General features: G+C 46.6%; 24 protein-coding genes. 20 read left to right on the top strand and 4 right to left on the bottom strand.

Translation table 11 applies throughout. From position 1 onward, the window contains the following. Positions 1-3: 3 nt before the first annotated feature. The 10 genes from J2X05_RS10605 (at position 4) to J2X05_RS10650 (ending at position 10,674) form a co-directional block, all read left to right on the top strand. The gene (locus J2X05_RS10605) at positions 4-1,722 is read left to right on the top strand and encodes a GspE/PulE family protein (protein ID WP_310072230.1); all 1,719 of its coding nucleotides are present in this window, start codon (positions 4-6) and stop codon (positions 1,720-1,722) included. A gap of 21 nt (positions 1,723-1,743) precedes the next feature. Beyond that, the gene (locus J2X05_RS10610) at positions 1,744-2,964 is read left to right on the top strand and encodes a type II secretion system F family protein (protein ID WP_310072231.1); all 1,221 of its coding nucleotides are present in this window, start codon (positions 1,744-1,746) and stop codon (positions 2,962-2,964) included. Between the two features lie 7 nt (positions 2,965-2,971). Next, positions 2,972-3,484, top strand: coding sequence for a hypothetical protein (locus J2X05_RS10615; RefSeq protein ID WP_310072232.1), 513 nt, complete (start codon positions 2,972-2,974; stop codon positions 3,482-3,484). Positions 3,485-3,681: 197 nt separating this feature from the next. Continuing rightward, positions 3,682-4,074 (top strand): type II secretion system protein, encoded by a 393-nt coding sequence (locus tag J2X05_RS10620; protein ID WP_310072234.1) that lies wholly within the window; start codon positions 3,682-3,684, stop codon positions 4,072-4,074. Between the two features lie 25 nt (positions 4,075-4,099). Next, positions 4,100-4,522, top strand: coding sequence for a pilus assembly FimT family protein (locus tag J2X05_RS10625; RefSeq protein WP_310072236.1), 423 nt, complete (start codon positions 4,100-4,102; stop codon positions 4,520-4,522). Continuing rightward, complete coding sequence (locus J2X05_RS10630) at positions 4,512-4,958, top strand: type IV pilus modification PilV family protein (protein ID WP_310072238.1); 447 nt, start codon at positions 4,512-4,514, stop codon at positions 4,956-4,958. The genes J2X05_RS10625 and J2X05_RS10630 overlap by 11 nt, the downstream gene beginning before the upstream one ends. Further along, positions 4,958-5,761, top strand: coding sequence for a PulJ/GspJ family protein (locus tag J2X05_RS10635; protein ID WP_310072240.1), 804 nt, complete (start codon positions 4,958-4,960; stop codon positions 5,759-5,761). Before J2X05_RS10630 ends, J2X05_RS10635 begins: the two co-directional genes overlap by 1 nt. Beyond that, on the top strand, positions 5,751-6,257 hold the full coding sequence (locus tag J2X05_RS10640) for an MSHA biogenesis protein MshP (protein ID WP_310072241.1): 507 nt from the start codon (positions 5,751-5,753) through the stop codon (positions 6,255-6,257). Before J2X05_RS10635 ends, J2X05_RS10640 begins: the two co-directional genes overlap by 11 nt. Before the next feature lie 36 nt (positions 6,258-6,293). Further along, complete coding sequence (locus J2X05_RS10645) at positions 6,294-10,244, top strand: PA14 domain-containing protein (RefSeq protein WP_310072243.1); 3,951 nt, start codon at positions 6,294-6,296, stop codon at positions 10,242-10,244. A 19-nt stretch (positions 10,245-10,263) separates the two neighbouring features. Beyond that, on the top strand, positions 10,264-10,674 hold the full coding sequence (locus tag J2X05_RS10650) for a DUF2721 domain-containing protein (protein ID WP_310072245.1): 411 nt from the start codon (positions 10,264-10,266) through the stop codon (positions 10,672-10,674). Between the two features lie 72 nt (positions 10,675-10,746). On the opposite strand, the gene J2X05_RS10655 is transcribed toward J2X05_RS10650, so the two are convergent. Then, on the bottom strand, positions 10,747-11,280 hold the full coding sequence (locus tag J2X05_RS10655) for a glycine cleavage system transcriptional repressor (protein WP_310072247.1): 534 nt from the start codon (positions 11,278-11,280) through the stop codon (positions 10,747-10,749). A 133-nt stretch (positions 11,281-11,413) separates the two neighbouring features. Between J2X05_RS10655 and J2X05_RS10660 the strand changes: the two genes are divergently transcribed. Then, entirely contained in the window at positions 11,414-11,641 is a 228-nt protein-coding gene (locus J2X05_RS10660; RefSeq protein ID WP_310072249.1) for a YheU family protein, read from the top strand. A gap of 43 nt (positions 11,642-11,684) precedes the next feature. Then, complete coding sequence (gene rlmM, locus J2X05_RS10665) at positions 11,685-12,737, top strand: 23S rRNA (cytidine(2498)-2'-O)-methyltransferase RlmM (protein ID WP_310072251.1); 1,053 nt, start codon at positions 11,685-11,687, stop codon at positions 12,735-12,737. Between the two features lie 21 nt (positions 12,738-12,758). On the opposite strand, the gene J2X05_RS10670 is transcribed toward rlmM, so the two are convergent. Beyond that, the gene (locus J2X05_RS10670; RefSeq protein ID WP_310072253.1) at positions 12,759-13,160 is read right to left on the bottom strand and encodes a hypothetical protein; all 402 of its coding nucleotides are present in this window, start codon (positions 13,158-13,160) and stop codon (positions 12,759-12,761) included. Positions 13,161-13,268: 108 nt separating this feature from the next. Here J2X05_RS10670 and tusA point away from each other — a divergent pair, with 108 nt between their 5' ends. Continuing rightward, positions 13,269-13,502: a sulfurtransferase TusA gene (gene tusA / locus J2X05_RS10675; protein ID WP_310072255.1), complete on the top strand. Its 234-nt coding sequence runs from the start codon at positions 13,269-13,271 to the stop codon at positions 13,500-13,502. 98 nt (positions 13,503-13,600) lie between these two features. On the opposite strand, the gene J2X05_RS10680 is transcribed toward tusA, so the two are convergent. Next, positions 13,601-14,302 (bottom strand): hypothetical protein, encoded by a 702-nt coding sequence (locus tag J2X05_RS10680; RefSeq protein ID WP_310072256.1) that lies wholly within the window; start codon positions 14,300-14,302, stop codon positions 13,601-13,603. 210 nt (positions 14,303-14,512) lie between these two features. Here J2X05_RS10680 and J2X05_RS10685 point away from each other — a divergent pair, with 210 nt between their 5' ends. Genes J2X05_RS10685 through J2X05_RS10695 form a run of 3 tightly spaced genes read left to right on the top strand, consistent with a single transcriptional unit; the run spans position 14,513 to position 17,722 of the window. Then, positions 14,513-15,661, top strand: coding sequence for a 4-phosphoerythronate dehydrogenase (locus J2X05_RS10685; RefSeq protein WP_310072258.1), 1,149 nt, complete (start codon positions 14,513-14,515; stop codon positions 15,659-15,661). After that, positions 15,654-16,793, top strand: coding sequence for an ATP-NAD kinase family protein (locus J2X05_RS10690; protein WP_310072260.1), 1,140 nt, complete (start codon positions 15,654-15,656; stop codon positions 16,791-16,793). Before J2X05_RS10685 ends, J2X05_RS10690 begins: the two co-directional genes overlap by 8 nt. Further along, positions 16,793-17,722 carry a class I SAM-dependent methyltransferase gene (locus J2X05_RS10695; protein WP_310072262.1) on the top strand — a complete coding sequence of 310 codons (930 nt, stop codon included), beginning with the start codon at positions 16,793-16,795 and terminating at the stop codon, positions 17,720-17,722. The genes J2X05_RS10690 and J2X05_RS10695 overlap by 1 nt, the downstream gene beginning before the upstream one ends. A 61-nt stretch (positions 17,723-17,783) precedes the next feature. Here J2X05_RS10695 and J2X05_RS10700 read toward each other — a convergent pair whose 3' ends face one another. Then, positions 17,784-18,998: a pyridoxal phosphate-dependent aminotransferase gene (locus J2X05_RS10700; protein ID WP_310072264.1), complete on the bottom strand. Its 1,215-nt coding sequence runs from the start codon at positions 18,996-18,998 to the stop codon at positions 17,784-17,786. Positions 18,999-19,094: 96 nt separating this feature from the next. On the opposite strand from J2X05_RS10700, the gene msrB reads away from it, so the two are divergent. The 4 genes from msrB (at position 19,095) to J2X05_RS10720 (ending at position 24,694) form a co-directional block, all read left to right on the top strand. Continuing rightward, positions 19,095-19,496: a peptide-methionine (R)-S-oxide reductase MsrB gene (msrB, locus tag J2X05_RS10705; protein ID WP_310072266.1), complete on the top strand. Its 402-nt coding sequence runs from the start codon at positions 19,095-19,097 to the stop codon at positions 19,494-19,496. Between the two features lie 239 nt (positions 19,497-19,735). Continuing rightward, the gene (locus tag J2X05_RS10710) at positions 19,736-20,869 is read left to right on the top strand and encodes an efflux RND transporter periplasmic adaptor subunit (protein ID WP_310072268.1); all 1,134 of its coding nucleotides are present in this window, start codon (positions 19,736-19,738) and stop codon (positions 20,867-20,869) included. 12 nt (positions 20,870-20,881) lie between these two features. Further along, positions 20,882-24,001, top strand: a complete 3,120-nt coding sequence (locus J2X05_RS10715) for an efflux RND transporter permease subunit (protein WP_310072270.1) — start codon at positions 20,882-20,884, stop codon at positions 23,999-24,001. Between the two features lie 12 nt (positions 24,002-24,013). Beyond that, positions 24,014-24,694, top strand: coding sequence for a LamG domain-containing protein (locus tag J2X05_RS10720; protein WP_310072272.1), 681 nt, complete (start codon positions 24,014-24,016; stop codon positions 24,692-24,694). Position 24,695 lies beyond the last annotated feature (1 nt).

Genomic DNA, 24,695 nt, shown 5'->3' on the forward strand with positions numbered 1-24,695 from the left:
CCTATGACTAATACATTTACACAAAAACGTATTCGTATCGGCGATTTGCTTGTCGAGAAAAATATGATTTCTGAATCCCAATTGCAGCACGCCTTGCAAGAGCAAAAGCTGACCGGCCGTAAGCTGGGTGCCACTTTGGTAGAGTTGGGTTATGTAGAAGAAAATGCGCTGCTGAGTTTGTTATCCGCACAGCTCAATATTCCTTTTGTGGAATTAAAACAATTCCGGTTTGATCGCCAGTTGGTACAAAAATTACCGGAGACAAGTGCGCGCCGCTACCGGGTGATGCTATTGCGCGAGGATATGGACGGCTTGTTATTGGGTATGGCCGACCCTACCGATATTTTTTGCCTGGATGAGTTGCAGCGTATCCTACAAAAAAATATTAAACCGGCGGTAGTGCGTGAATCGGAATTGCTGGATATTCTTGATATCGCTTACACCCGCGCCAGCGAAATTGCGACCCTTGCTGGTGAGCTGGATGAGGAGTTGCAAGAATCCGCATTGGATTTGGCTGATTTCGCGGTAGACGCAACCGACAGTGAAGCACCTGTAGTCAAACTCCTGCAAAAAATATTTGAAGAGGCGATCAATACCAAAGCTTCGGATATCCATATCGAACCCGATGAAAAAGTGTTGCGTATCCGCAACCGTATCGACGGTGTACTGCTTGAGCAGGTGATGAATGAAAAGCGTATCGCCTCCGCCTTAGTGGTGCGCTTGAAATTAATGTCGGGTATGGATATTTCAGAAAAGCGCTTGCCGCAAGACGGCCGTTTTAATTTGAAAGTAAAACACCACAATATTGATGTGCGTATTTCTACTATGCCGGTGCAGTTTGGTGAATCGGTTGTAATGCGGTTGCTTGACCAGACCGATGGTGTGCGCCCGTTAAATAATGTGGGCATGCCGCCGCATTTAATTGATCGCTTCCGCAAAGCGATCACTCGCCCGCACGGCTTGGTATTGGTAACGGGGCCTACCGGTAGCGGTAAAACCACAACGCTCTATGGTGCCTTGTCTGAATTAAATAAACCCGAGAAAAAAATCATCACCGTGGAAGATCCGGTTGAATACCGTTTGCCGCGTATTAGCCAAGTGCAGCTGCATGAAAAAATCGGTTTAAATTTCGCAAGTGTGTTGCGTGCAACCTTGCGGCAAGACCCGGATATTTTATTGGTGGGCGAGATCCGCGATGCAGAGTCAGCGGAGATTGCGCTGCGTGCATCCATGACTGGCCATATGGTGTTATCGACCTTGCACACCAACGATGCAGTGACATCGGCCTTGCGTTTGATGGATATAGGCGTCGATGGTTATTTGGTCGCGACCGCACTTAAGGCAATTGTTGCACAGCGTTTGGTGCGCCGCATTTGCACAAGCTGCATCCAGCCCTATACACCCGATGCCAATGAACAACAGTTGCTGGCGACTATTGGTAAAGGGCGCGATTTTAGCAATGTTCCCTTCAAGCAGGGTGCAGGTTGCCCGCATTGCCACAACACGGGTTATCGTGGGCGCATCGGTATTTTTGAAATGTTGGAATTAAACCAGGCGATGGCAGAAGCGTTGCGCATGAACGACATCAACGGATTTACCCGCGCCGCTTACGCAGTTCCCAATTTTGTTACGCTCAGCGAAGCGGCATTGGGGTATGCACTGGAAGGCACGACAACACTGGAAGAGGTGATGACTATTTCCGCGCAAATTGATGATGTCTAACGTGTCAGGTAATAAATAACAATGGCGATTTATGAGTTCAAAGGCCGAAATGTTGAGGGCCGTTTGATTACCGGACAGTTGGATGCATCCAGCCAGGATGCTGCCGTCAATCAATTGCTTGGGCGTGGGGTAACACCGGTCGAAGTAAAAGAGTTTATCGAGCAATTGAGTTTGTCTGAGCGTTTTGCACGCGCCACTAATCGCGGGCGCGTGGAAACCGTCGAACTGATTATGTTTTGCCGCCAAATGCACACCATTACCCGTGCAGGGATTCCCCTGGTAAAAGGCTTGCGTGGTTTATCGGCATCCTTGCGCAATTATGCGTTCCAGCAAGCGTTGAACGATATTGTGGAACGCTTGGAAGCGGGGGTTGAGCTGTCTACTGCAATGCGTGCCCACCCCAAAATATTTAATAATTTATTTGTCAGTTTGGTGAGTGTGGGGGAAAACTCCGGGCGATTGGATTTGGTGTTCAAGCAGTTGAGTGAATACATGGAGCGCGATCTGGCGACCATGAAAAGTATCAAAACTGCACTTCGTTATCCTTCGTTTGTATTGATTGCAATCACGATTGCCATTGCGGTCATTAACATAAAAGTTATTCCCGCATTTGCCGGTATGTTTGCCAAATTTGGTGCGCAGTTACCACTGCCAACTCGCATACTTATTGGTGTCTCTGACTTTTTTGTCAATTATTGGATGTATGTGTTTGCCATGATCGCGGCAGTCATTGCCTGGACTTATCACTATGTAAATACACCAGAAGGCAGCCGTGTTTGGGGGCGCAAAAAGCTACGCTTGATTGTGGTGGGCGATATTATCGAGCGTGCATCCCTCGCGCGTTATGCCCGTTCATTTGGTTTGATGTTGAATGCAGGGTTGCCGCTCTCCAATGCCTTGGAGTTGAGCGCGCGTGCTGTGGATAACCCTTACCTCGGCGATAAAATTCGAGGTATACGCGCTGGTGTCGAACGGGGTGAAGGTTTGTTCCAAACCCATCTGATCAGCGGCATGTTCACGCCGCTGGTATTGCAGATGATTTCCGTGGGGGAGGAGAGTGGCCAAGTGGATGCTCTGCTGGCTGAAGTTGCTGCCTTTTATGAAAGTGAAGTGGAATACGATGTTAAACAACTGAGCGACCGGATCGAGCCAATCATGATTGTGATTATGGCCGGTTTCGTCACAGTAATTGCTCTGGGTATTTTTCTGCCCATGTGGGATATGTATAACATTCAAAAGTGAGGTGATTTTGATCCAAACTTACCACCATGGGCGATTCGAGTTTTTTGTTGCAGTAATCGTTATTGCGATTATCGCGCTTGCTGCGCTGGGCCGTTATTCCTTAATGGCTGAAGATGCACGAGTTTTGCGCCTGGAAATTATATCCAATCATTTCATGACGGGTGCCGCTAATGCGCGCATCCAATATTTAGTAACCAATATTGTCGATAAAAAGAGTGAACAAGAACCGCTAGCCCGTTCCGGGCAACCACTTCATTTTTCGGAGCAGGGCTGGCCTGTATCGGTTACTGGCCCGGTTGCCGATGATTATCAAGTGACCGACGAAGATTGTTATCAGTTATGGCAGCAGCTATTACAAAACCCCGCACCCATTGCCAAGGGGGAAGCTGTAAAAAGCCGCTGGGACTATCGCGTATTTGCCAATGCTAATAGCTGCCGCTACGAATTTACCGATGGATCTGCTTATTTTGATTATTACCCTTTTGATGGCAGGTTAATGTTCATTCCAACAGGTCATTAACGCTTAAATATTAATTAGTTTATAAACTGGCGTTCTTGAGAGTTTTAGCTATATTTTGTTTTAACCACATGAGTTTTTGTTCGTAAATACCATAGGCGTTTATGAACCCCAGGGATGTCCAACCTACGAGGCCGGGCGTTATTGAGCCAGCCACACAATGTTTAATGTTCTCTTTTTAACGGCGCGGAGTTTTGTTTATGAAACAGCAATCTGGTTTTACGTTGATTGAATTAATTGCAGTAATTGTAATTCTCGGGATTTTAGCTGCCACGGCGCTTCCGCGCTTTGTGGATTTGTCGGATGCGGCTGAGGAGGCGGCATTAGATGGCGTGGCGGGTAGCCTAGCGAGTGCGATGGCAATGAATTATGCCAATGCGGTTGCGAGCGCAGCGGGCTTAACCGTTACGACTACTGCAGCATCAATAAATACGTGCGCTGACGTTGAAGATGCTCTGTTAGGTGGAGTTCCTGACGGTTATACAGTTACGGGCACATTTACCGCAACCACATTGGGTGCGGAGGCTGTTTGCACAGTTACGCAAGATAGTACGACAGATACTGCGACTTTTGGTGGCATTTATGTGCCTTAATATTTCACTTGATTAAAAATTAATTATGCGTAATCAAGGCTTTACTCTTATTGAATTGGTTACGGTAATGATTTTAGTCGGAATAGTGTCGGTTGTTCTCTTATCTCGTATAAGTTCAACAGGTGCCGCCGCAGTACAATCAGGCCGCGATGATCTCATCGCGGCCTTATTTTTTGCTCAACAACAAGCAATGATGCGTAGCAATATTTCTGTAGTGCTCACCGCTAACTCTGTAAGCGTCAATGAAAATAATAACCCCATCGCCGTCAGTAACGATTTTTATCCGCTGACGATGCCAGCGGGTGTGAGCCTGCCAGCACTGACATTGAATTACGATAAATTAGGCCGTACTACTGCGACACAAATAGTCCTGACCGGTTCAGGCAATAGCAGCGGTGTTACTGCAACCATTCAAGTTGATGCCAGTGGTTATGCTTATGCGCAATAAATTGCTAATGCATCGCATTCGAATATCAGGTGTTAGCTTGATTGAGATGATTGTTTTTATTGTGGTGGTGAGTATTGCATTGCTGGCGTTGGTGGGTGTTTATCGTCAAGCCACTATCACCAATGTCGATCCAATAATTCGTACTCAGGCGTTGGAAGCCGCACAATCGCTGTTGGATGAAATTCTTTCGCTGAGATATTCTGAAAACACACCCACTGGCGGAATTCCCGCGTGTACTGCGTGTGATGATACGCCCGATGCTAACATGAACGATGTAGATGATTACCGCAATTGGAACGATGCACCTTACGCGGGCTATACGCGTGCCGTTACTGTTGAAACTAATGCGGCGAATTCTATCAAACTCATTACCGTTCGAGTTGCCACGCCGACGGGTGAAACCATTTTGTTAGCGGCTGAGCGAGCGAATTTTTAGTGAAACATTATTTGCTAAAAGCAAAAGGAATTTTACTCACTCCAGGAATCCGCTCGTCAGGTTTTACACTGATCGAATTAATCACGGTTATTGTTCTCCTTTCCATTCTTTCCACTATCGGAACTGGCTTTGTGGTGAAAACTACAGAGGCTTATCAGCGCACCCAAAACCGAGCTTTAATAGTTAATACCTCACGCCAGGCATTGGAGCGGATGACACGACAGTTGCGAATTGCATTACCTTATTCAGTGCGCGTAACCAATGGTGGTAATTGCCTTGAGTTTATGCCGATTGCAGCCGGTGGAAATTATTTTGATCCGGTTCCCGATAATGAAAACCTTGCGGCGCCACGTAACAGTATTCCTGCTTCACCTGTCCCAGTTCCTGCTGATTTTGGAACTCCCATTTTTGTGACTATAGGCGCTATGTCGGCCGCTGAAATATATGGCACTACTGCGGTATCCCGCGAGGGTTATGCCGGGGGTAATATTACCTTGAGTGCCGCCAAACGTTGGCAGCGGAATTCTTTCAATAGGCGTTATTACTTACTGGATAATCCCCAAGCGTTTTGTGTGGTGAGTAATGTGCTTCGTTTTTATCAGGGTATTGATGTTGCTAGCGCAAATGTGGATGTGACTGGTGCAAGCGATATTATTGCGCGTAATGTTTCTGCTACTGTTCCTTTTACTTTGGCTGCAGGTACTGAAAACCGCAACACTGCCATTATAATTTCACTGGATTTTTCCAGCGGTGGTGAAACGATTAACTTTACACAGAGGGTGCTAATTCGCAATGTGCCCTAATCAATTTCCGGACTCATCTTATCGTGACCAGCGCGGGTTTTTACTGCCATTGGCATTATTTATTTTGGTGGTTATGGGTGTTTTGGCATTAACTATTTCACGTACAGCGACGCAAACCAATACGTCCACTATTCAGGAATTCATTAATATCCAATCATTTTACGCTGCTGAGAGTGGTGCGCAACGTGGTATGCAGGCGTTATTTCTAACAACGGCCAATCGCCAGGCAACCGATCAAGCTTGCGCTAATATGGCGATCAATCAGAATTTTGCCAATATAGATGGTCTTCAGGCATGCACTGCCACTGTGATTTGTACTTGTATCTATCAGAATAACAGCGCTTGCGCTCCCACTGTAGGTACTAATTATTTGCAGACATCGGCTGTTGGTGTAACAAGAAGTTTTTACACAATCAGAAGCGTTGGCACCTGCGGACCGGGCGATCATTATCGCGCGGTCCGTACTATTGAAGTCGGCGCTTTCCGGGAGCAGTAATAAATGCGCATAACATTTTATTTATCCCGATATCTAGTGAATCAAAAAATACAATGGATCGTCTTGTTATGGTCGCTTGTGTTTCCATCAATTGTGAATGCTGCGACTTATAATCTCACGTCAGGTTCTTATCCTCCATGTAGTACGAGTTGGAGTGTTTCAGGCACTACCTACACCTGTAATGGTAATGGGCGAGTGACTTTGGCATCGGGTGATATCCTGACATCCAATACCACCATTACCATTTCTGCTAATAACGGTTTTTCGCTGAATAACAACACAATTGGGTCCATTAGCAACCGTATCAACCTCACGTCTACTTACGGCTCTCATGACGCTTCTGCTACTACGACTATTTGGGGCAACTTGACTAGTAGTGGCGCAGTTACGCTGGTTGGCACCACAGTTAATGGCACGGTCACCACCAATGGTGATATTAATTTAACCGGTGGTGGTGTAACCGGGTTGGTGAGGAGTAACAACAATACCATCACTACTAATGGCACGAATTTAGGTGGTGGTGCCACTGCACAATCCGGTATGTCAATTACGGGTGGAACTTTAGCCGGAAACTTTGTGATGACCTCGAACAATCCACTCACGTTATCGGGAGTGGCAATGACGAGCGGCAGTATTTCTGGAGCTAGTACTGTGACTATTCAAAACGGCAGTGTGTTGGGTTCAGGCTCCTCGTCAATCAGTATCAGTAGTACGAGTGGAGCGATTACGGTTAATAATTCTATTGTGTATGGGAGTTTAACTGCCCCAAATTATTCAACAGTAAATGTGACCAACGGCGGAGCCGTATATGGCACCTGCTCACCGGGTTCAACACCGGCAAATGCATGTGGCTCCGCACCACCATCGCCGATGAATTGCCCGGCGGGGGTATCCAGCGGAATTACAGGAAATTATTACAACAACCGCACACTCACCGAGCCTTCAACTGCGACACGCAGTGATGCACCGATTGATTTTAATTGGGCCACTGCTGCACCGGGGCCAAGCGGTATTAGCGCTGATAATTTTTCTACTCGATGGACCGGGTATGTACGTGTTACTCAATCGGGTTCGTATCGTTTTCAAACGGTATCTGATGACGGCGTACGTTTGTATGTGAATGGTAATTTGGTGATTGATCGCTGGAATGATCATTCGGCAGCAACGGACACAACGGTTGATATCCCTTTAGTTGCAGGTAGCGCTTATACCTTGGTATTGGAATATTACGAAGCTGGTGGTGATGCAGTTATACGTTTGAATTGGCGATTGCCTGGGGCAAGTTCTTATGTCGCTATTCCCGGTGGCCCATTACCGGCTATGGGGGCGGGTTTATATGAGTGCGCGCCAGTTACCACACCGCCTGTAGCATCATGCCCTACAACCTTAACGGCAGGTATTACGGGCGATTATTTCAATAATCAATCGCTGACTGCGCCTGTGACCAGCAGAAGATCTGATGGCCCCATTAATTTTGACTGGGGCACTGGTGCTCCCGGGCCCACCGGTATTGGTGCCAATGCTTTTTCTGTTCGATGGGACGGCTACGTGCATGTTACTCAGTCGGGTGTTCACCGATTCCAAACCAATTCCGATGATGGCGTACGATTGACGGTGAACGGTGTTTTACTAATTGATCAATGGAATGATCATGCTGCAACAATACATACGTCTGCTGCAGTGAATTTGGTTGCAGGCAATAGTTATCCCATTAAATTGGAATATTACGAAAATGGCGGCTTTGCAGTAGCGCAATTGCGATGGCAAACGCCGGGCAGTGGATCTTATGTGGATATTCCTCGCGGTACGGGTTCTTCACCAATATCGGCGGCTGGGCTTTATGAGTGCGTTACAACACCGGCCTCTTATTTAATCAGTCACAATGCAACTGGAATTACTTGCGCTGCAGAGGCGGTGACTGTATCTGCACGGAATTCATTGGGTGTTGTTTACAATCCGCCAGCCGGCACCCTGGTTACCCTCAGTACAACTCCTGCAACAGGTGTTTGGGTTGGTGGAAATACCTTTACGTTCACGGGTAATGAATCCAGTTTTACAAAATATTTGCGACAGACAACGCCTGGTACTTTAACGATTAAGGCTGAGAGCGCAACAGCATCGAATACATCAACAATTACGTTTGTTGATACCGTATTGCGGATTGCACTTAATTCGGCACTCGCTGATATTCCTACGCAAGTTGCCAGTGTAAATGGCAGTGCGATTGCAAAGGTGATTAGTACCAACCCAAAAACAGGTGTATGTGAAGCGATAGTTGCATCAAGAACGCTTCAAACAGGATTAGGATTTACCTGTAATAATCCAACCTCTTGTGTAGGCGGTCAAACCTTTACGGTGAACGGGATACAGATCGCCGCCAATAACAATGCTGCTGCAGTTACCTACAACAATGTGAATTTGACCTTTAATGCGAATGGCGAAGCGCCCATGACAATTAATTATTCTGATGTTGGTCAAGTTACGTTACATGGTCGGTTAAAAATTGATGAATCAGGAAATAATCCTGAATTAATAATATCCGCAAGCAGTAATCCATTTGTGGTTAAACCCTACACTTTAGCTGTATCAGCGGTTGCCCAGACGGCATCGCCATTTAAAGCTAATCCAGCGGGTACCAATAATCCCGTGCTAGGTTTTATTCCGGCGGGGGAAAAATTTACGGTGAATGTGCAATCACGTAATGCAGTAGGAGCAATTACACCGAATTTTGGCAATGAAATAACTACGTCAGAACGCAATAAAATTCAATTGAATATGGGATGCCCAGAGCGGGATGATGTCAGTGATCCGGCGTGTGCAGTCAGAAAACCAGACTACCCTACAGGTGGTGTTTCCGGTCAGCTTATCATTGGTGATGACCTTAATGGCGATAATATTGTCGATGTTCCTTTTCCGTATGGCGCACTGTCCGCCGGTGCGACAATTCCAAGGATATGGAATGAAGTGGGGAGTTTCAGATTAGAGCCCAGCCTCTCAGGTACGGGATACTTGGGGCAGGGCAATGTGAGTGTTATTTCTCCTAGTGGAATTGTGGGGCGTTTTTATCCCAATCATTTTACGTTGACAAACTCTACGCTCACAAATAGTTGTGGTGCATTTTCTTATATGCAACAACCTTTGAGCTTGAGTTATTCAATAGAGGCAAGGGGAGTTGGAAATAATAAATTGGCTAATTACATACCGGCGTATGGCACGATTCCTACTATTAATTATGTAGCAGAAAACGCAAATTCGGGAGTTAACTTGCCACGCTTCACTGCTGGTGCGGCTCTTACTTGGTCAGCGGGTGAATTATTGCTCAATTCAGCTGCAGCAAGTTTTAATCGCGTTTTACCTAATCAAGTTCCTGATGGTCCATTTGAGAATTTACAAATTGGTTTGCAATTGAGCGATACGTTTGATTCTCGTAGTTTGCAGGGGTTGGATATGAATGCATCAACTACGGGGATATGTAGTGGGTTAGGTTGTACGGCAATCAATTTGGGTTCTACGTTAAACATGCGCTATGGTCGCTTACGGCTGGATGGTGCATTTGGTCCGGAAACAGCGATTCTCCCTGTTAATTTTGCTACAGAATTTTGGACGGGTAGTTTTTTTGCACCAAATATGAATGACAGCTGCACAACAATTTTACGCAGTGTAATTGCGTATCCTTCAGGAAATATTTTAACTCCTGCGAATTTAACCGTAGGATTATCAGGGGGAAGCACTACCGGTGCCTACGGTCAAATGACGGCTACTGAAGTTGGTTTCGCAAACGGAACGGCCACTCACTCTTTCAGTGCGCCAACTGGAGGCGGTACAGGAAGCTTTAATGTCAATGTTGATCTTACGAGCTATCCTTGGCTTAGGTTTGATTGGAATCAGGATGGCAGTTTTTCTGATCAGGCGCTGCCCCCTGCGCGTTATACCTTTGGTAGTTATCGCGGCCATGACCGTGTAATTTATTGGCGTGAAAGATTTTAATTGAGTTGAAAATTTATTTATGGAAATGACCATCACCACTCCAAGTTTATTATTCCCTGCAATTTCATTATTGATGCTGGCCTACACCAATCGTTTTGTGACTCTTGCGAATGTGATTCGTCAATTAAGCAATTTGGAAAATGCACCTAGCCGCGACATTGTAATTCGCCAAATTGAAAATTTGCGTATCCGTATGACGGTAATCCGGTTGATGCAGGCGTTTGGGGTGTTGTCGTTTGTGTTTTGTACGCTGTCGATGTTTTCGCTATTGCTGTCTTTTCTTTCGGCGGGAATGTATTTGTTCGCTGTCAGTCTGATTTTGTTGGTGATCTCGCTATTGTTTTCATTTTATGAGGTCAATATTTCTACTACAGCAATCAACATCGAATTGGAAAAGTTTGATGAGGAGCTGAAAAAGCGAAAGCACTGATGGCTAACAATGGCATGAATGCTATGAACAGGGGCCACAAGTGTGGCCCCTGCTGTTAGTGGTGGCGTAGATCTAACTATTGCGTTCGGTTGATGACTCTAATCGGATATCCACCGCCAGCTCATCAGCAATCTTATCCAGATAGTCGTAGAGCTCATTCATATCGACCGATTTGGGCACTTCAATTATCCCAGTGGCCTCAAATAGCGGCTCTCCCGACCATGGCATGCTTGAACACGCCGTTTCCAGCTCGCCCATGTTAATATGGCGGGCGGCAAAAGCTTGGGCGATTTCCCGTACAATGCCGGGTCTGTCATTGCCTACGACGCTAAAGCTGAACTCGCGGCAGTCCGGTTTGGTGGTATTGACCGCATTTTCAATGACGATCTTAAAGCCCTTATCGGTCAATCCCCCCAGGGCTGTACGTAATTCGTTCTGGTGGGTATCCGCCACTGCGATCTGAAGGATTCCAGCAAATTTACCTGCGAGTTGCGCCATACGGCTTTCCAGCCAGTTGCCGTGGTGCTCGCTGATGGTTTGGGCGAGTTGTTCAACGACACCGGGGCGATCATCGCAGAGGACAGTTAAAACCAATTGTGTATTCACGGTGATTCCTTATTGTTTGGATTGAACAGTTAAACAGGATTGATAAGCGAAGATTACTCCGCTTGCTGCTGCTGAACAAGTCAGGTCTGGTATCACCGGGTTCTCCTCACAAAACCGATAGAAAGAGAAATAGATGATTATTCCTTATGAACAATTATCGAGCGATGCATTACAAGGATTAATTGAAGAATTTATTACACGTGAGGGAACCGATTATGGCGTTGAAGAGATATCGCTCAGTACCAAAGTTGAACAAATTAAACAGCAATTAAAGCGCCGCGACATTGTAGTGGTGTTTGATACTACTACAGAAACGGTAAGTATTTTGTCGCGCCGTGATGCTGAACTTATGGAGCAATAGTGCTCCGTTATATTTAAACGCGTATCTGCGTAACGGGAAAATTGTGAATCATTTATTTTTACATTGTCGTGCGGGTTTTGAAAAAGAGTGTGCGGCAGAAATTACTGATCTGGCTGGTGAGCTGGGTATTTATGGCTATAGCAAAACCAAAGATGGTAGCGCTTATGTGGTATTCATTACCCAAGAGCCGAATGGTGCAGATTTAATCACCAAGCAGCTGCGTTTTACCAAATTGATTTTTGCGCGCCAGTGGTTTGTCAGTGCAGGTTTGATTGATGACTTGCCCGTCGCTGATCGCGTCACACCTTTACTGGCAGCGGCGGAGGCATTGCCAAGTACCAGCGAATTGGTGATAGAAACCGTCGATACAAATGAGGGTAAAGAACTCTCTGGGTTAAGTAAAAAATTTACCGCGCCGTTTGAGAAAGCATTAAAAGCCAATAAAGTATTTCAGCCAAGTAGCCACATGCGTTTGCATCTGGTGTTTATCACCGGTACACAAGCCTATTTAGGTGTGATTCCTGCGTACAATTCATCGCCGTGGCCAACGGGTATTGCACGGTTGCGTTTGCCCAAAGAAGCGCCCAGCCGTGCAACCTTAAAATTGGAAGAGGCTTGGCATCACTTTATTCCTGCAGAAGATTGGGATACGCGTCTAGCCTCTGGCATGCGCGCCGTTGACTTGGGTGCTGCGCCGGGTGGCTGGACCTGGCAATTGGTGCAGCGTGGAATGTATGTGGAGGCAGTCGATAACGGTCCAATGGATAAAAACTTGTTAGAGACAGGGCAGGTCTTGCATATTTTGACGGATGGTTTTTTATATGAGCCGAAAAAACCGGTGCATTGGTTGGTATGCGATATCGTTGATAAACCTGCGCGTGTAACGAGTATGGTAATTAGTTGGTTCACGAAAGCCAATTGTCGTGAAGCTGTATTTAATTTGAAATTACCTATGAAGCAGCGCTATCTTGAAGTGAAAAAATGTGAAGAGCGTATTCGTACTGCATTGGAAAAAGCGGGTTTTAAAGTTGAAATCCAATTCAAGCAACTGTATCACGATAGAGAAGAGGTAACTGGTCATTTGCGCGTTTCTTAAGCGCGCAGTCATTCTCTAAAATTAATGGTATGACGTACGGTCGTTTTGATCTGCCGAAGTATGTGCAAGCACCCATTCTGTGAGCTGCACCCAGTCTTCAATCAAGGTGCGCATTAGCGTCATATGGCTTGGAGGTAAATCATTTTGTTTGAGTGCCTCTTCGCCAATGTCGGTTAACACAGATACTATTTTTCCAATAGTGTGGGCTTTTAGCGACGCTAATACTTCGGAGTTGAGTAGCATTTCACCTGTGTAGGCAGACTGTAAATCTTCGTAGGATACAGTGGCAGTATTATCGATAGTTTGTTTTACAGCATGTGCCAGCAAAGGATGATTGTTTCGCAAAAGACGAAACGTTAGCTCCAACGCTTGGCGACTAAAAAAATCGGTGGGCATATAATCGCTTATAGATATCCGAGACATCGAACCAGGTTCCTCGGTAGTTAACTCTTTTGCTGAATGTTTTTCCGTTGACCTAATGATAGCAATCGCTTGGCTATTTGCCGAAAAGTTTATAGACGATTTAAAACTATGAATGACACAATTGATAAAAGTTTGGATGCTTCAGGTTTGCTTTGCCCTGAGCCGGTGATGATGTTGCACAAAGTAATGCGTGAAGCTGCAACGGGTAATGTTGTTGAAGTGATTGCAACAGATCCATCTACGCTGCGCGATATTCCCAAATTTTGTTTATTTCTTGGTCACGATTTGATCGAGCAAAAAGAAACGGAAAAACAGTACTTTTTTTATATTCGTAAAAACTAAAAATTGGTTTTTACGGATTTTTAGTTATATCTTTTCGAGACGCCAAAAAATAACGCCGCACGAGCGGCGTTATTTGCAAAGGTGCAGGAGAATAAAAATTACTGTATTCCATCAACCAGCATGGAAATCGCAGCCATAGCTTCGGGGTCTTCTGCTTTGATTTTGTTGGCAATCTGGTGTTGGAAGAAGTAGCGGAAAAATTCGCTGGCTTGGGCCTCGTACAAAGAATCATCTCCCGGCAACACCGGCGTGCTAACTACTTTGGCTGGATCGCTAATCATGGCGTAAACACTGCCATCAAAATGCAGGCTCCAACTCACGACTTCTACCAATGATAAACGCTTGCTATCGGGCACGGCCAATACGGCATGTGTACCAATAGTATCGGGTAGTTCCTGGATTACATCATCACCACTGTCGCACTGAACTTCGTAATACTCCGCTGCGGTTTCCAGCTCAATGATCTTGTGCATGGGCGCCTCGAAGAACAGCTCGTCAATGCCCGGATCATAATACCCTTCCCAATGGCCATTTAAGGGGTCGCATAAGTCAGGGCAGGGCACTATGTCATTGAGCCACGGCACCAAGCCAACTACTTCGCCGTTAGCGCGTAAGCCCCAACAAAGGATTTTTAGGCTGTAGAGTTTTTCGGAGCTGGTATCGTTGGAATAAAGCATTTCCAATCCGTCCAATTCAGGAGCCAGGCGGATAAAACGCTCATCGTGAAGGGCCGAATAGGTTTTCCTGGTGAAGAGATCAACCACATTATCCATGTTGTGGCCAGTGTCCGAGATCTTCATAATACCACCCCCTAAAGTGAGGCAGAGCCTGATTTGAAAACCAGGTGCCGAACGATGGTTTTAACGTCACCATCACTATATAAAGTATATGCTAAATCCCCAAAGCACAACTGCTATGGGCAACTTTTTTATTCCATAGATTTATCTGTAGCTTGGTTTTACCGCAGATAAGGTCTATAGAAGCCATTTTTCGAACCTAAGCGAGTTGTTATGAGAATAGTTGCGGATGAAAACATCCCGCTGGTGAATGCATTTTTTGGCCATATGGGTGAGGTGGTCTGTTTGCCGGGCCGCACTATGACTGCGGCTGATGTCCGTGATGCAGATGCCTTGATTGTGCGTTCGGTTACCAAAGTAAACCCCGCTCTGCTAGAGGGTAGTAAGGTTAAATTTGTGGGTACTTGCACTATTGGTGTTGATCATTTGGATCAAGCCTATTTGGATGCACATGGAGTCAAATGGTCCAGCGCCCCAGGCTGCAATGCCAATTCAGTGGTTGAGTTTGTTTATGCCGCACTTTGCCATTTGGATATCAATTGGCTGCCAGTAAAGTTCGGCATTATCGGCTGCGGCAATGTGGGTGGCTTGCTCTACAAACGGCTCAAAGCACAGGGCGTTGATGTGCTCTGTTATGATCCCAATCTGACACTTGCACAAAATCCTGATCTCACTAGTCTTGAAGAGGTACTGGCTTGCGATGTAATCAGTATGCATACGCCGCTCGTCACTACTGGGGCACATCCAAGCTTTCATTTATTGGGGCGTAAAGAATTACTGCAATTGAAACTTGGAGCGGTATTAATTAATTGTGGGCGTGGGCCGGTGATTGATAATCAGGCTTTGTTGGATGTGTTAACTGAGCGCAATGATTTACGTGTTGTATTGGATGTGTGGGAACCTGAGCCGGATATATCGCTGGAATTACTCAATCATGTATTGCTCGGCAGCCCGCATATCGCTGGTTACAGCTACGATGGAAAATTAAACGGCACCGAGCTGATTTATCAGGCGCTCTGCCGTCATCTCGATAAATCTCCGCAATCCTCGCTCACTGCATTGGTGCCGCCATTGGCGAATAATCAATTGCGTATCGATAAAAATATTGATAAGCATAATAATATTTTCAATATCGCCAAAGAATTAATAAAACAGGTTTACGATATCGCCGCAGACGATGCGCGTTTGCGTGCACTTGCTACGCAGGCATTTGCAGGTGAAGTGGTTTTTGGAGAAGGCTTCGATAGCTTGCGCAAACACTATCCGGTACGCCGTGAATTTCATAATTACCAAGTGCATTTGGAAAGCATCACTGATACCGATAAAAAATGGTTGCAGGTATTAGGATTCCACTGTGTTTAAACTCGGTTTAATTATTAATCCCTGTGCAGGCTTGGGCGGCAGTGTCGGCTTAAAAGGTTCCGATGGCGATGCGATTCGCACTGAAGCCATTGCGCGCGGTGCTGAACCGCGTGCATTGCAGCGTATGGAGCGCGCACTGCAGGTGATTGCCAATTTTCGTGAGCAAATAGAGATTTTTTGTTTTGCTGGCGATATGGGGGAAAGCAGTGCCCACGCATCTGGTTTTACTGCCCATGTTGTCGGCGCTGCGCAACAACAGCCGAGCGGTGCGCAAGATACTTGCGCTGCGGCCACGGTGCTTATGCAACACAATGTTGATTTGATTTTATTTGCCGGTGGCGATGGCACTGCGCGATTAATTGCCGATGTGGTGGGTACATCCCAACCGGTATTAGGTGTTCCCTGTGGTGTGAAGATGCATTCCGGTGTTTACGCTAATGCGCCAGAAGCTGCGGGTGAAATCCTTAAACAATTATTAACCGGCTCCTTGGTGAATATCGTCGAGCGCGATGTAAAAGATATTGATGAAGATGCGTTTCGTAATGGCCAGGTGCGTGCACGCTTTTACGGCACTTTATTAGTGCCGGAAGATTCGCAATTTTTGCAGCAAGTTAAAAATGCCGGTACTGAGCGCGATGAATTGGCGCAACTGGATGTTGCCCAAGGAATGATTGAGCAGTTGCAACCCGATACACTGTATTTGGTCGGCCCAGGTTCAACGACACATCTTTTTTTACAAGAGCTTGGTGTTGATGGCAGTTTGTTAGGTGTGGATGTATTGTTGAATAATGAATTAATTGCCACAGATGTCAGTGCTGCACAAATTATTACCCACCTCGATCAGTTCTCCGGTCCAGTAAAAATGATCATCACTGCGATTGGTGGGCAAGGTCATATTCTTGGCCGTGGCAATCAGCAATTTACTCCAGCGATTTTGCGTCGCATTGGCAAAAATAATATCCATATTATTGCCGCGCGCGGAAAAATCCTGGCGCTTAATGGCCGCCCACTATTGGTGGATACCAATGACCCCGAATTGGATGTTGCGTTCGGTGGTTATCGCCCGGTTATTGTCGGGTATCGCGAGGCCATTATGTATCCCGTAGGTTATTCCGTAGAAGGCGAACATTAATGCAGATTATTGTTGAGCGCCTTGCCTTGCTCGCTGAAAAAATTCGTATCCAAACTGAAATTGATAGTTACCGTGTATTTCATGGCCGTGGTCGCACATTTCCTGGCTTGGAATTTGTGACAGTTGATTTTTTTCAGCCCGCTATTTTGGTAACTCTTTTTGTTGAACCACCTGAGCAGTGGTTGGACGAATTGATTGTACAAATTCATCCTCTGTTTGCATCATCTAATTCGGTGTTAGTAGTGCAGCATCGTTATATGCCTAATGCACCGAGTGAAATTGTCTGGGGTGAGTTGCCCGATTTGATTTATGCGCGCCGTGGCAATTCACTGTTTAATTTGCATCTTGCACAACAGCAAAACTCAGGATTCTTTTTGGATATGGAATCGGGTAGGCAATGGATTGAACAGCATGCAGCAGATAAGCGGGTACTGAATTTATTTGCGTATACCTGTGCTTTTTCGGTTGTTGCTATCAACGCTGGTGCAGAGAAAGTCGTTAACGTAGATATGAGTAGTGCCGCCTTGAATCTAGGTCGTGCCAACCATCAGCTCAACAATCTTGCGAAAAGTAAAAGTGAATTTGTTGCTGAAAATATCTTGAAATCCTGGAGTCGTGTTAAAAAGCCCGGCCCCTATGATCTGGTGATTATTGATCCGCCGTCTTACCAAAAAGGCAGTTTTATCGCGGAAAAAGATTACGCAAAAGTTATTCGTCGTTTGCCGGAATTGATGCCCACAGGTGGGTTAGTGCTGGCTTGTTTAAATGCACCGGAATTGAGTGAAGGCTTTTTAAAGCAGCAGTTTGTTGAGCAGTGTCCGCATACGGAATTTATCGAAAGGGTAAGACCGCATGCAGATTTCCCCGATATAGACCCAGAGCAGCAATTAAAGCTCTTGGTGTACCGAGTTCCTCCATCAGCTGCCTGAACATAAAAAAACCAGCGCAAGGCTGGTTTTTTTATGTGTGTTTTTTGAAATGATGAAAAAATTATTGCGAGTAACGGGATAAGAAATTACCGAAGCGATGAATTGCTTTGGTCAAGTCATCTTCGCGGGGCAAAAACACAATGCGGAAGTGATCGCGGTTCGGCCAGTTAAACGCGGTGCCCTGAACCAACAATACTTTTTCCTGCAACAAGAAATCCAGGATCATTTGCTGGTCGTCTTTGATCTTGTACATGTTCAAATCCAATTTTGGGAACAAGTACAAAGCGCCTTTGGGTTTTACGCAGGACAAACCGGGAATATCGGCCATGGCTTTTAAGGCAGTATCACGCTGATCGCGCAGGCGGCCGCCAGGAATAATTAATTCATTAATGCTCTGGTAACCACCTAATGCCGTTTGTACGGCGTACATGGCCGGAACGTTAGCGCAGAGGCGCATTGAAGAGAGCATCTCCAAGCCTTCAATATAACTGCGCGCACGATGCTTGGCGCCGCTGATGACCATCCAGCCAGAACGGAAACCAGCCAGTCGATAGGCTTTTGATAGGCCGTTGAAGCTCACACAAAGTACGTCCTGCGCCAACTTCCCCATAGGGATAAATTCGGCATCGTCGTACAGGATTTTGCTATAAATTTCGTCCGCAAAAATAATCAGGTTGTGGCGACGGGCCAATTCCACAATCGCTTCCAATACTTCCTGGCTGTAAACCGCACCGGTTGGATTGTTGGGGTTGATAACTACAATGCCGCGGGTCTTATCGGTGATTTTGCTTTCGATATCGGCGAGGTCCGGGAACCAGTCAGATTGCTCATCGCACAAATAATGACGAGCTTTACCGCCAGCAAGATTTACAGCAGCAGTCCAAAGCGGATAATCCGGTGCGGGCACCAGGACTTCATCGCCATTATTCAGCAGTGCCTGCATGGCCATCACGATCAATTCGCTCGCGCCATTGCCGAGGAAAATATCTTCGATTTCAACGCCGGGTACTTCCAGGCGCTGGCATTCGTGCATGATGGCTTTGCGCGCGGCAAACAGGCCTTTGGATGCGGTGTAACCTTCGGCATTGGCGAGGTTGCGGATGACATCCTGAATAATTTCATCAGGTGCCGAGAAACCAAACGGGGCAGGGTTGCCGATGTTCAGTTTCAGAATACGGTGGCCTTCTTCTTCGAGGCGATAGGCGTGGTCCAATACCGGGCCGCGTATGTCGTAACAGACTCCATTGAGTTTGTCGGATTTCTTAATCGGGTTCATTTGCAGTAAGATGCCTTGATTGCGGTCGTGCGTGATTGCGGTTGAAAAACACTCGAATAATCGACCTTAACTAGTTGATCTGTCAAGGAAATCCTTATGGCTGATAACGAAAACCTGACCGACGCCGAATGGCGGGAAAAATTAACCCCTGAGCAGTACCGGATTTGCCGGGAAAAGGGCACCGAGCGCCCCTTTACCGGTGAATATTGGCAGGAGTTCAGTGCGGGCGATTATCGCTGCCGCTGCTGTGGCGAGCTCTTATTTGATGCTGATACCAAGTTTGATGCCGGGTGCGGTTGGCCAAGCTTTTATGCTCCGGTCAATAAAACGGCAATCCGGGAAAATATGGATACCAGCCATTACATGGTGCGAACCGAGGTGGTTTGCCGCAAATGCGATTGCCATCTTGGCCATGTGTTTACCGATGGGCCAGCGCCGACCGGTTTACGTTACTGCATCAACTCAGCATCAATTCTCTTCTCTCCTGATGAAAAATAATGCAACGGCAGCTGTGATTAATAACCGGCTGCCGTTCTGTTTTTCTTGCACAATTGCGCCTAAAGGTTTGATTTTGTAAACAAATGTTAAACTTGCAGGATCCTTCTGGTTGCCGTTTATCCTTTACCGACATCTGTGCGTAATAGGCTGCAACATCAAACCGCCGTGTTACTTATTTTCTTTGGCAGCGCTGCAAAATCACTTGAATAATGGCGATGCTTTATTTCCAGGGAGATCTTATGAATCAACATCCGCATGTTTCGCTACGCGGTTCGCAATGCCTATTGAATAGTTTGCGTGTCCTTATATTCGGCTCCTTTGCTTTTGTTGCCAGCGCCTATGCGCAACCTCCAGCAGATAGGCCTGTCGAGGTCATCGTACAAGCTGCGAGTATCAAGAGTTTGACAACCACTATTGAAGCACTCGGGACTCTGCGCGCAAATGAGGCGATTACGCTGACCCCGAATGATACGAAAAAGGTGACGCGGATTAATTTTGAGGATGGCCAGCGCGTTGAAAAAGGTCAGGTACTGGTGGAGATGACCAGTCGAGAAGAATCAGCGCTGTTAGAAGAGGCGCGCTTTAATGCCGATGAGGCCAAAAAACAACTCGACCGTGTGCAAGAGCTAGCTAAACGCGGCGCCGCTTCCCAATCGCTGCTGGATCAACGCGTGCGAGAATTTGAGTCGGCGCGTGCGCGCTACAATGCAACTGAATCGCGCTTGAAAGATTTGGTGTTGCTAGCGCCTTTCTCAGGTGTAGTTGGTTTGCGCGAAGTGAGTGTCGGTGCATTGGTTTCACCTGGAGACCAAATTACCACCTTGAATGACGATTCAAAAATGAAACTGGATTTCACCGTGCCCGGAGTTTATTTGCGCAGCTTGTCACCGGGTTTGCCGATCATTGCAAAGAGCCGTGATTTAGGTAACAAGGTTTTTGAAGGAGAAGTTTTTAGCATTGATAACCAAATCGATGAAGTGACTCGTTCAATTAAAGTGCGTGCGTTGCTCGACAATAAAAATCACGAATTAAAGCAGGGTATGTTGATGTTGGTCGATTTAAAAGCGGCATCGCGCGACGCGTTAATTATTTCCGAATCCGCTTTAGTGCCGCTGGGCAGTAATAATTTCGTATTTGTGCTGGACGAAACAGGAGGCATTGTTGAACGCCGCCAAATTACCATTGGCGAGCGTCTTGCGGGATCGGTAGAGGTGTTAAGTGGCTTGAATGCGGGTGATAAATTAGTGACCCATGGTTTACAAAAAGTTCGTCCCGGGCAAAAAGTAAAAGTATTGGCAGAGGAAAAACCTGATGCCGAACAAACAGGAGAAGGTACACACCTTTCCGATTTAATCAAACAAAAAAATAACTGAGGGTAACCTGCGATGATGCTCTCGGATATTTCCATTAAGCGGCCGGTATTTGCCTCGGTCATTTCAATTTTATTAATTGCCTTCGGCATAGTGGCGTTTGATCGCCTCACTTTGCGTGAATACCCCAATATTGATCCACCTGTCGTATCCATCCGCACCAATTATCCCGGTGCGGCGGCGAGCATTGTTGAAACGCGGATTACTAAAGTCATTGAAGATCGCATCTCAGGCGTAGAGGGCATTCGTTTTATCGAATCCTCCAGCGAAAATGGTATCTCTAACATAGTGGTACAGTTTGATACTGGCCACAATATGGACTCTGCAGCCAATGATATTCGCGACCGCGTCAACGGTGCATTAGGAAATTTACCGGATGAGGCTGATCCGCCTGAAGTTCAAAAAGTCAGTTCCGATGAAGATGTGATTCTCTGGTTTAATTTGGCCGGCGAAAATATGACGATGCCGGAACTATCGGATTATGCGCAGCGCTACTTAATTGACCGCTTTTCGGTGATTGACGGTGTTGCTCGAGTGCGTATTGGTGGCGAGCAGCGTTACGCTATGCGTTTATGGTTGGACAGACGCGAACTCGCCGCACGCAATCTAACGGTGAATGATGTTGAATCCGCATTGCGCGCCGAAAATATTGAATTACCGGCGGGTAGTATTGAATCGCTGGAGCGGCAATTTACAGTGCGTATGGCACGCTCCTATCGCACGGTAGATCAATTTAGTCAGTTGGTTGTTAAGCGCGGCGATGATGGGCATTTAATTCGCTTGGGTGATGTTGCCAAAGTCGAGAAGGGTACCGAAGAGGATCGCACCTTATTTCGCGGTAACGGCGTTACACAAGTCGGTATCGGGATTGTGAAGCAATCCACTGCAAATACCATCGATGTGGCGCGCGGTGCAAAAGAAGAGCGTGACCGCATCAACGCAATTTTACCTAAAGGTATGAGCCTCGAAGATAGCTACGACAGTTCTATTTTTGTTGAGCGCGCGATTCATGAAGTTTACATCACGCTCGGTATTGCAATCGCTTTGGTTGTGTTGGTGATTTATTTATTTCTGGGTAGCATCCGCGCGATGTTAGTGCCTGCTGTCGCAGTACCCGTTTCAATTATCGCGACCTTTACTGTGCTTGCCGTCATGGGGTTCTCAGTAAATATGCTGACCTTGCTGGCGCTGGTGCTCGCAATTGGTTTGGTGGTTGATGATGCGATTGTAGTGCTGGAAAATATCGTACGCCATATAGAAGAAAAAGGTAAAACACCTTTGCTTGCTGCTTATGATGGTGCACGTGAAGTAGGCTTTGCTGTTATTGCAACTACGCTGGTGCTGATTGCCATTTTCGTTCCGATCGTATTTTTAAAAGGCGATATAGGGCGTTTATTTTCCGAGTTTGCCATTACTATGGCTGCGGCTGTTGGCTTCTCTGCATTAATCGCACTCACGCTTTCGCCCATGCTCGCCTCCAAAATGCTGGTGCGCAATGAAAATAAAAATAACTTTGTTGCGTCGATTGATCGGGGAATGTCGCGTATGCGCCTGCGCTATCAGCATGCCATCCGCGCTTGTTTGCGCCGTGCAAAATTAATCATTGTGAGTTTCGCATTATTATTGTTGGGTACGTTTTTTCTTGCCCAACAAATCCCCTCCGAATATGCGCCACGTGAAGATCGCGGTACTTTTTTTGTGATGGTGAATGGCCCTGAGGGTGCCAGTTACGCCTACATGGAAGAGTACATGACCGAAATTGAAAGCCGCATGATGAAATATGTAGAGGCGGGAGAAATCAATCGGTTAATGGTACGTGCTCCACGCGGTTTTGGTGCGGTAGAAAGTTTTAACTCGGGCATGATTATCGCCGTGATGAATGATTGGAGCGAGCGCCGCGGTGCGTTTGTGGTGATGGATGAAATTCGTCAAAAGCTTGCGGATTTACCCGGTGTAACCGCAGCGCCTGTAATGCGCCAAGGCTTTGGTTCGCAGGCGACTAAACCCGTGCAATTTGTTTTGGGCGGAGGCACCTACGAGGAGTTGGCTAAATGGCGCGATATCTTATTAGAGAAACTGGAAAAAAATAATCCAGGCTTAACGGGTATCGACTGGGATTACAAAGAAACCAAACCGCAAGTCGAGGTGCTAATTGATACCAATCGTGCTGCAGATTTGGGCGTGAGTGTAAATAATATCGGTCGTACACTTGAAGCTATGTTGGGGTCGCGTCGCGCAACGACTTATATTGATGATGGTGAAGAATACGATGTGATTATGCAAGGCGAGCGAGACGAGCAGCGCACAACGACCAGTTTGCAAAACATGTATGTCCGCTCCGAGCGTTCGGGTGAATTAATTCCATTGTCGAATTTGGTTACCTTGAAGGAGGTTGCCGATGCCAGCCGCTTGAATCGCTATAACCGTATGCGCTCGCTCACGATCGAAGCAAACCTCGCTGATGGACTTGCCTTGGGTGATGCGCTTAATCACCTAAATGGTTTGGTGCGCGAGCATCTGCCATCGACCGCTGTTGTGGATTACAAAGGCCTATCGCGCGATTTCCAGACGGCAGGCGGTTCGATTATGTTTATTTTCTTGCTGGGAATATTAATTACTTTTTTGGTATTGGCAGCCCAGTTTGAAAGCTACGTGCACCCGTTTGTGATTATGCTTACTGTTCCACTAGCGATACTGGGTGGAATGTTGGGGCTTTATTTGACAGGCAGTAGTTTTAATCTCTACTCGCAAATTGGTTTGTTGATGCTGATAGGGTTGGCCGCAAAAAATGGCATTCTTATCGTGGAATTCGCCAACCAATTGCGCGATCGCGGTGTGGAATTTACCGAGGCATTGTTGGAGGCATCCTCTGCGCGTTTGCGTCCAATTTTAATGACCAGCCTTACTGCAGTTGCGGGCGCAATTCCCTTGGTGATTTCATCTGGTGCTGGTTCAGAAACACGTTTTGTTATTGGTGTAGTAGTGATCTCCGGTGTGCTGGTCGCAACTTTTCTTACACTCTTTTTAGTTCCTGTGGCTTACAGTTTGCTCGCGCGCAATACGGGTTCACCCGGTGATGTAGAGCGTGAGTTGTTGCAAGACCAAGCTCGTTACACCGGAGCTGATGATGAATAAGTTGCAGCCTCTATGAAATTATTACTGCTTCCCGCCACACTGGTGTTGATTGCCTGTGCCTCGCCTGCGGGAATATCGACTGATGCTTCGCTATGGGATATCAATTCGCTAAGTCGGATTGGCGGTGCGTCGGCCGAGGTCTTGGGAAATCCTCAAGTTGTGAATACGGCTCTGGGCGCTGCGGTGCGCTTTGATGGTGATGGCGACCGTTTGCTGGTGGATGCCAATCCTTTGGGTGATGCGATCGAATTTACCATCGAGATTATTTTCAATCCGGCGGATGCTTACCCGAATAATCTTGAACCGCGTTTTTTTCATATTGAATCACCCGACAATCCGAATCGTCGCGTCACAATCGAATTGCGATTGAATGATAAAAAGCAGTGGTATTTGGATGCGTATATCAAATCGGAAAAATCGCAATTTACGTTGATTGACCCAACCAAAGTTCATCCCATTGGGGAGTGGGCGCACGCAGCGATAACGTTTAAAAATCGCGAGTTTGTTTCCTACGTAAACGGACAGCAAGAGTTAGTGGGGCAGGTGGACTATTTGCCGATTGCCAGCAATGCTAAAACGTCAATTGGCGCGCGCATGAATCAAGTGCATTGGTTTAAAGGGGATATTGCGCAAGCGCGAATCACCAAGCGCGCATTGTCACCCGCGGAATTTCTGCAAGTGCCGTCCCAATAAT

The sequence above is a fragment of the Cellvibrio fibrivorans genome (assembly GCF_031457055.1).
Taxonomy (GTDB): Bacteria; Pseudomonadota; Gammaproteobacteria; order Pseudomonadales; family Cellvibrionaceae; genus Cellvibrio; species Cellvibrio fibrivorans.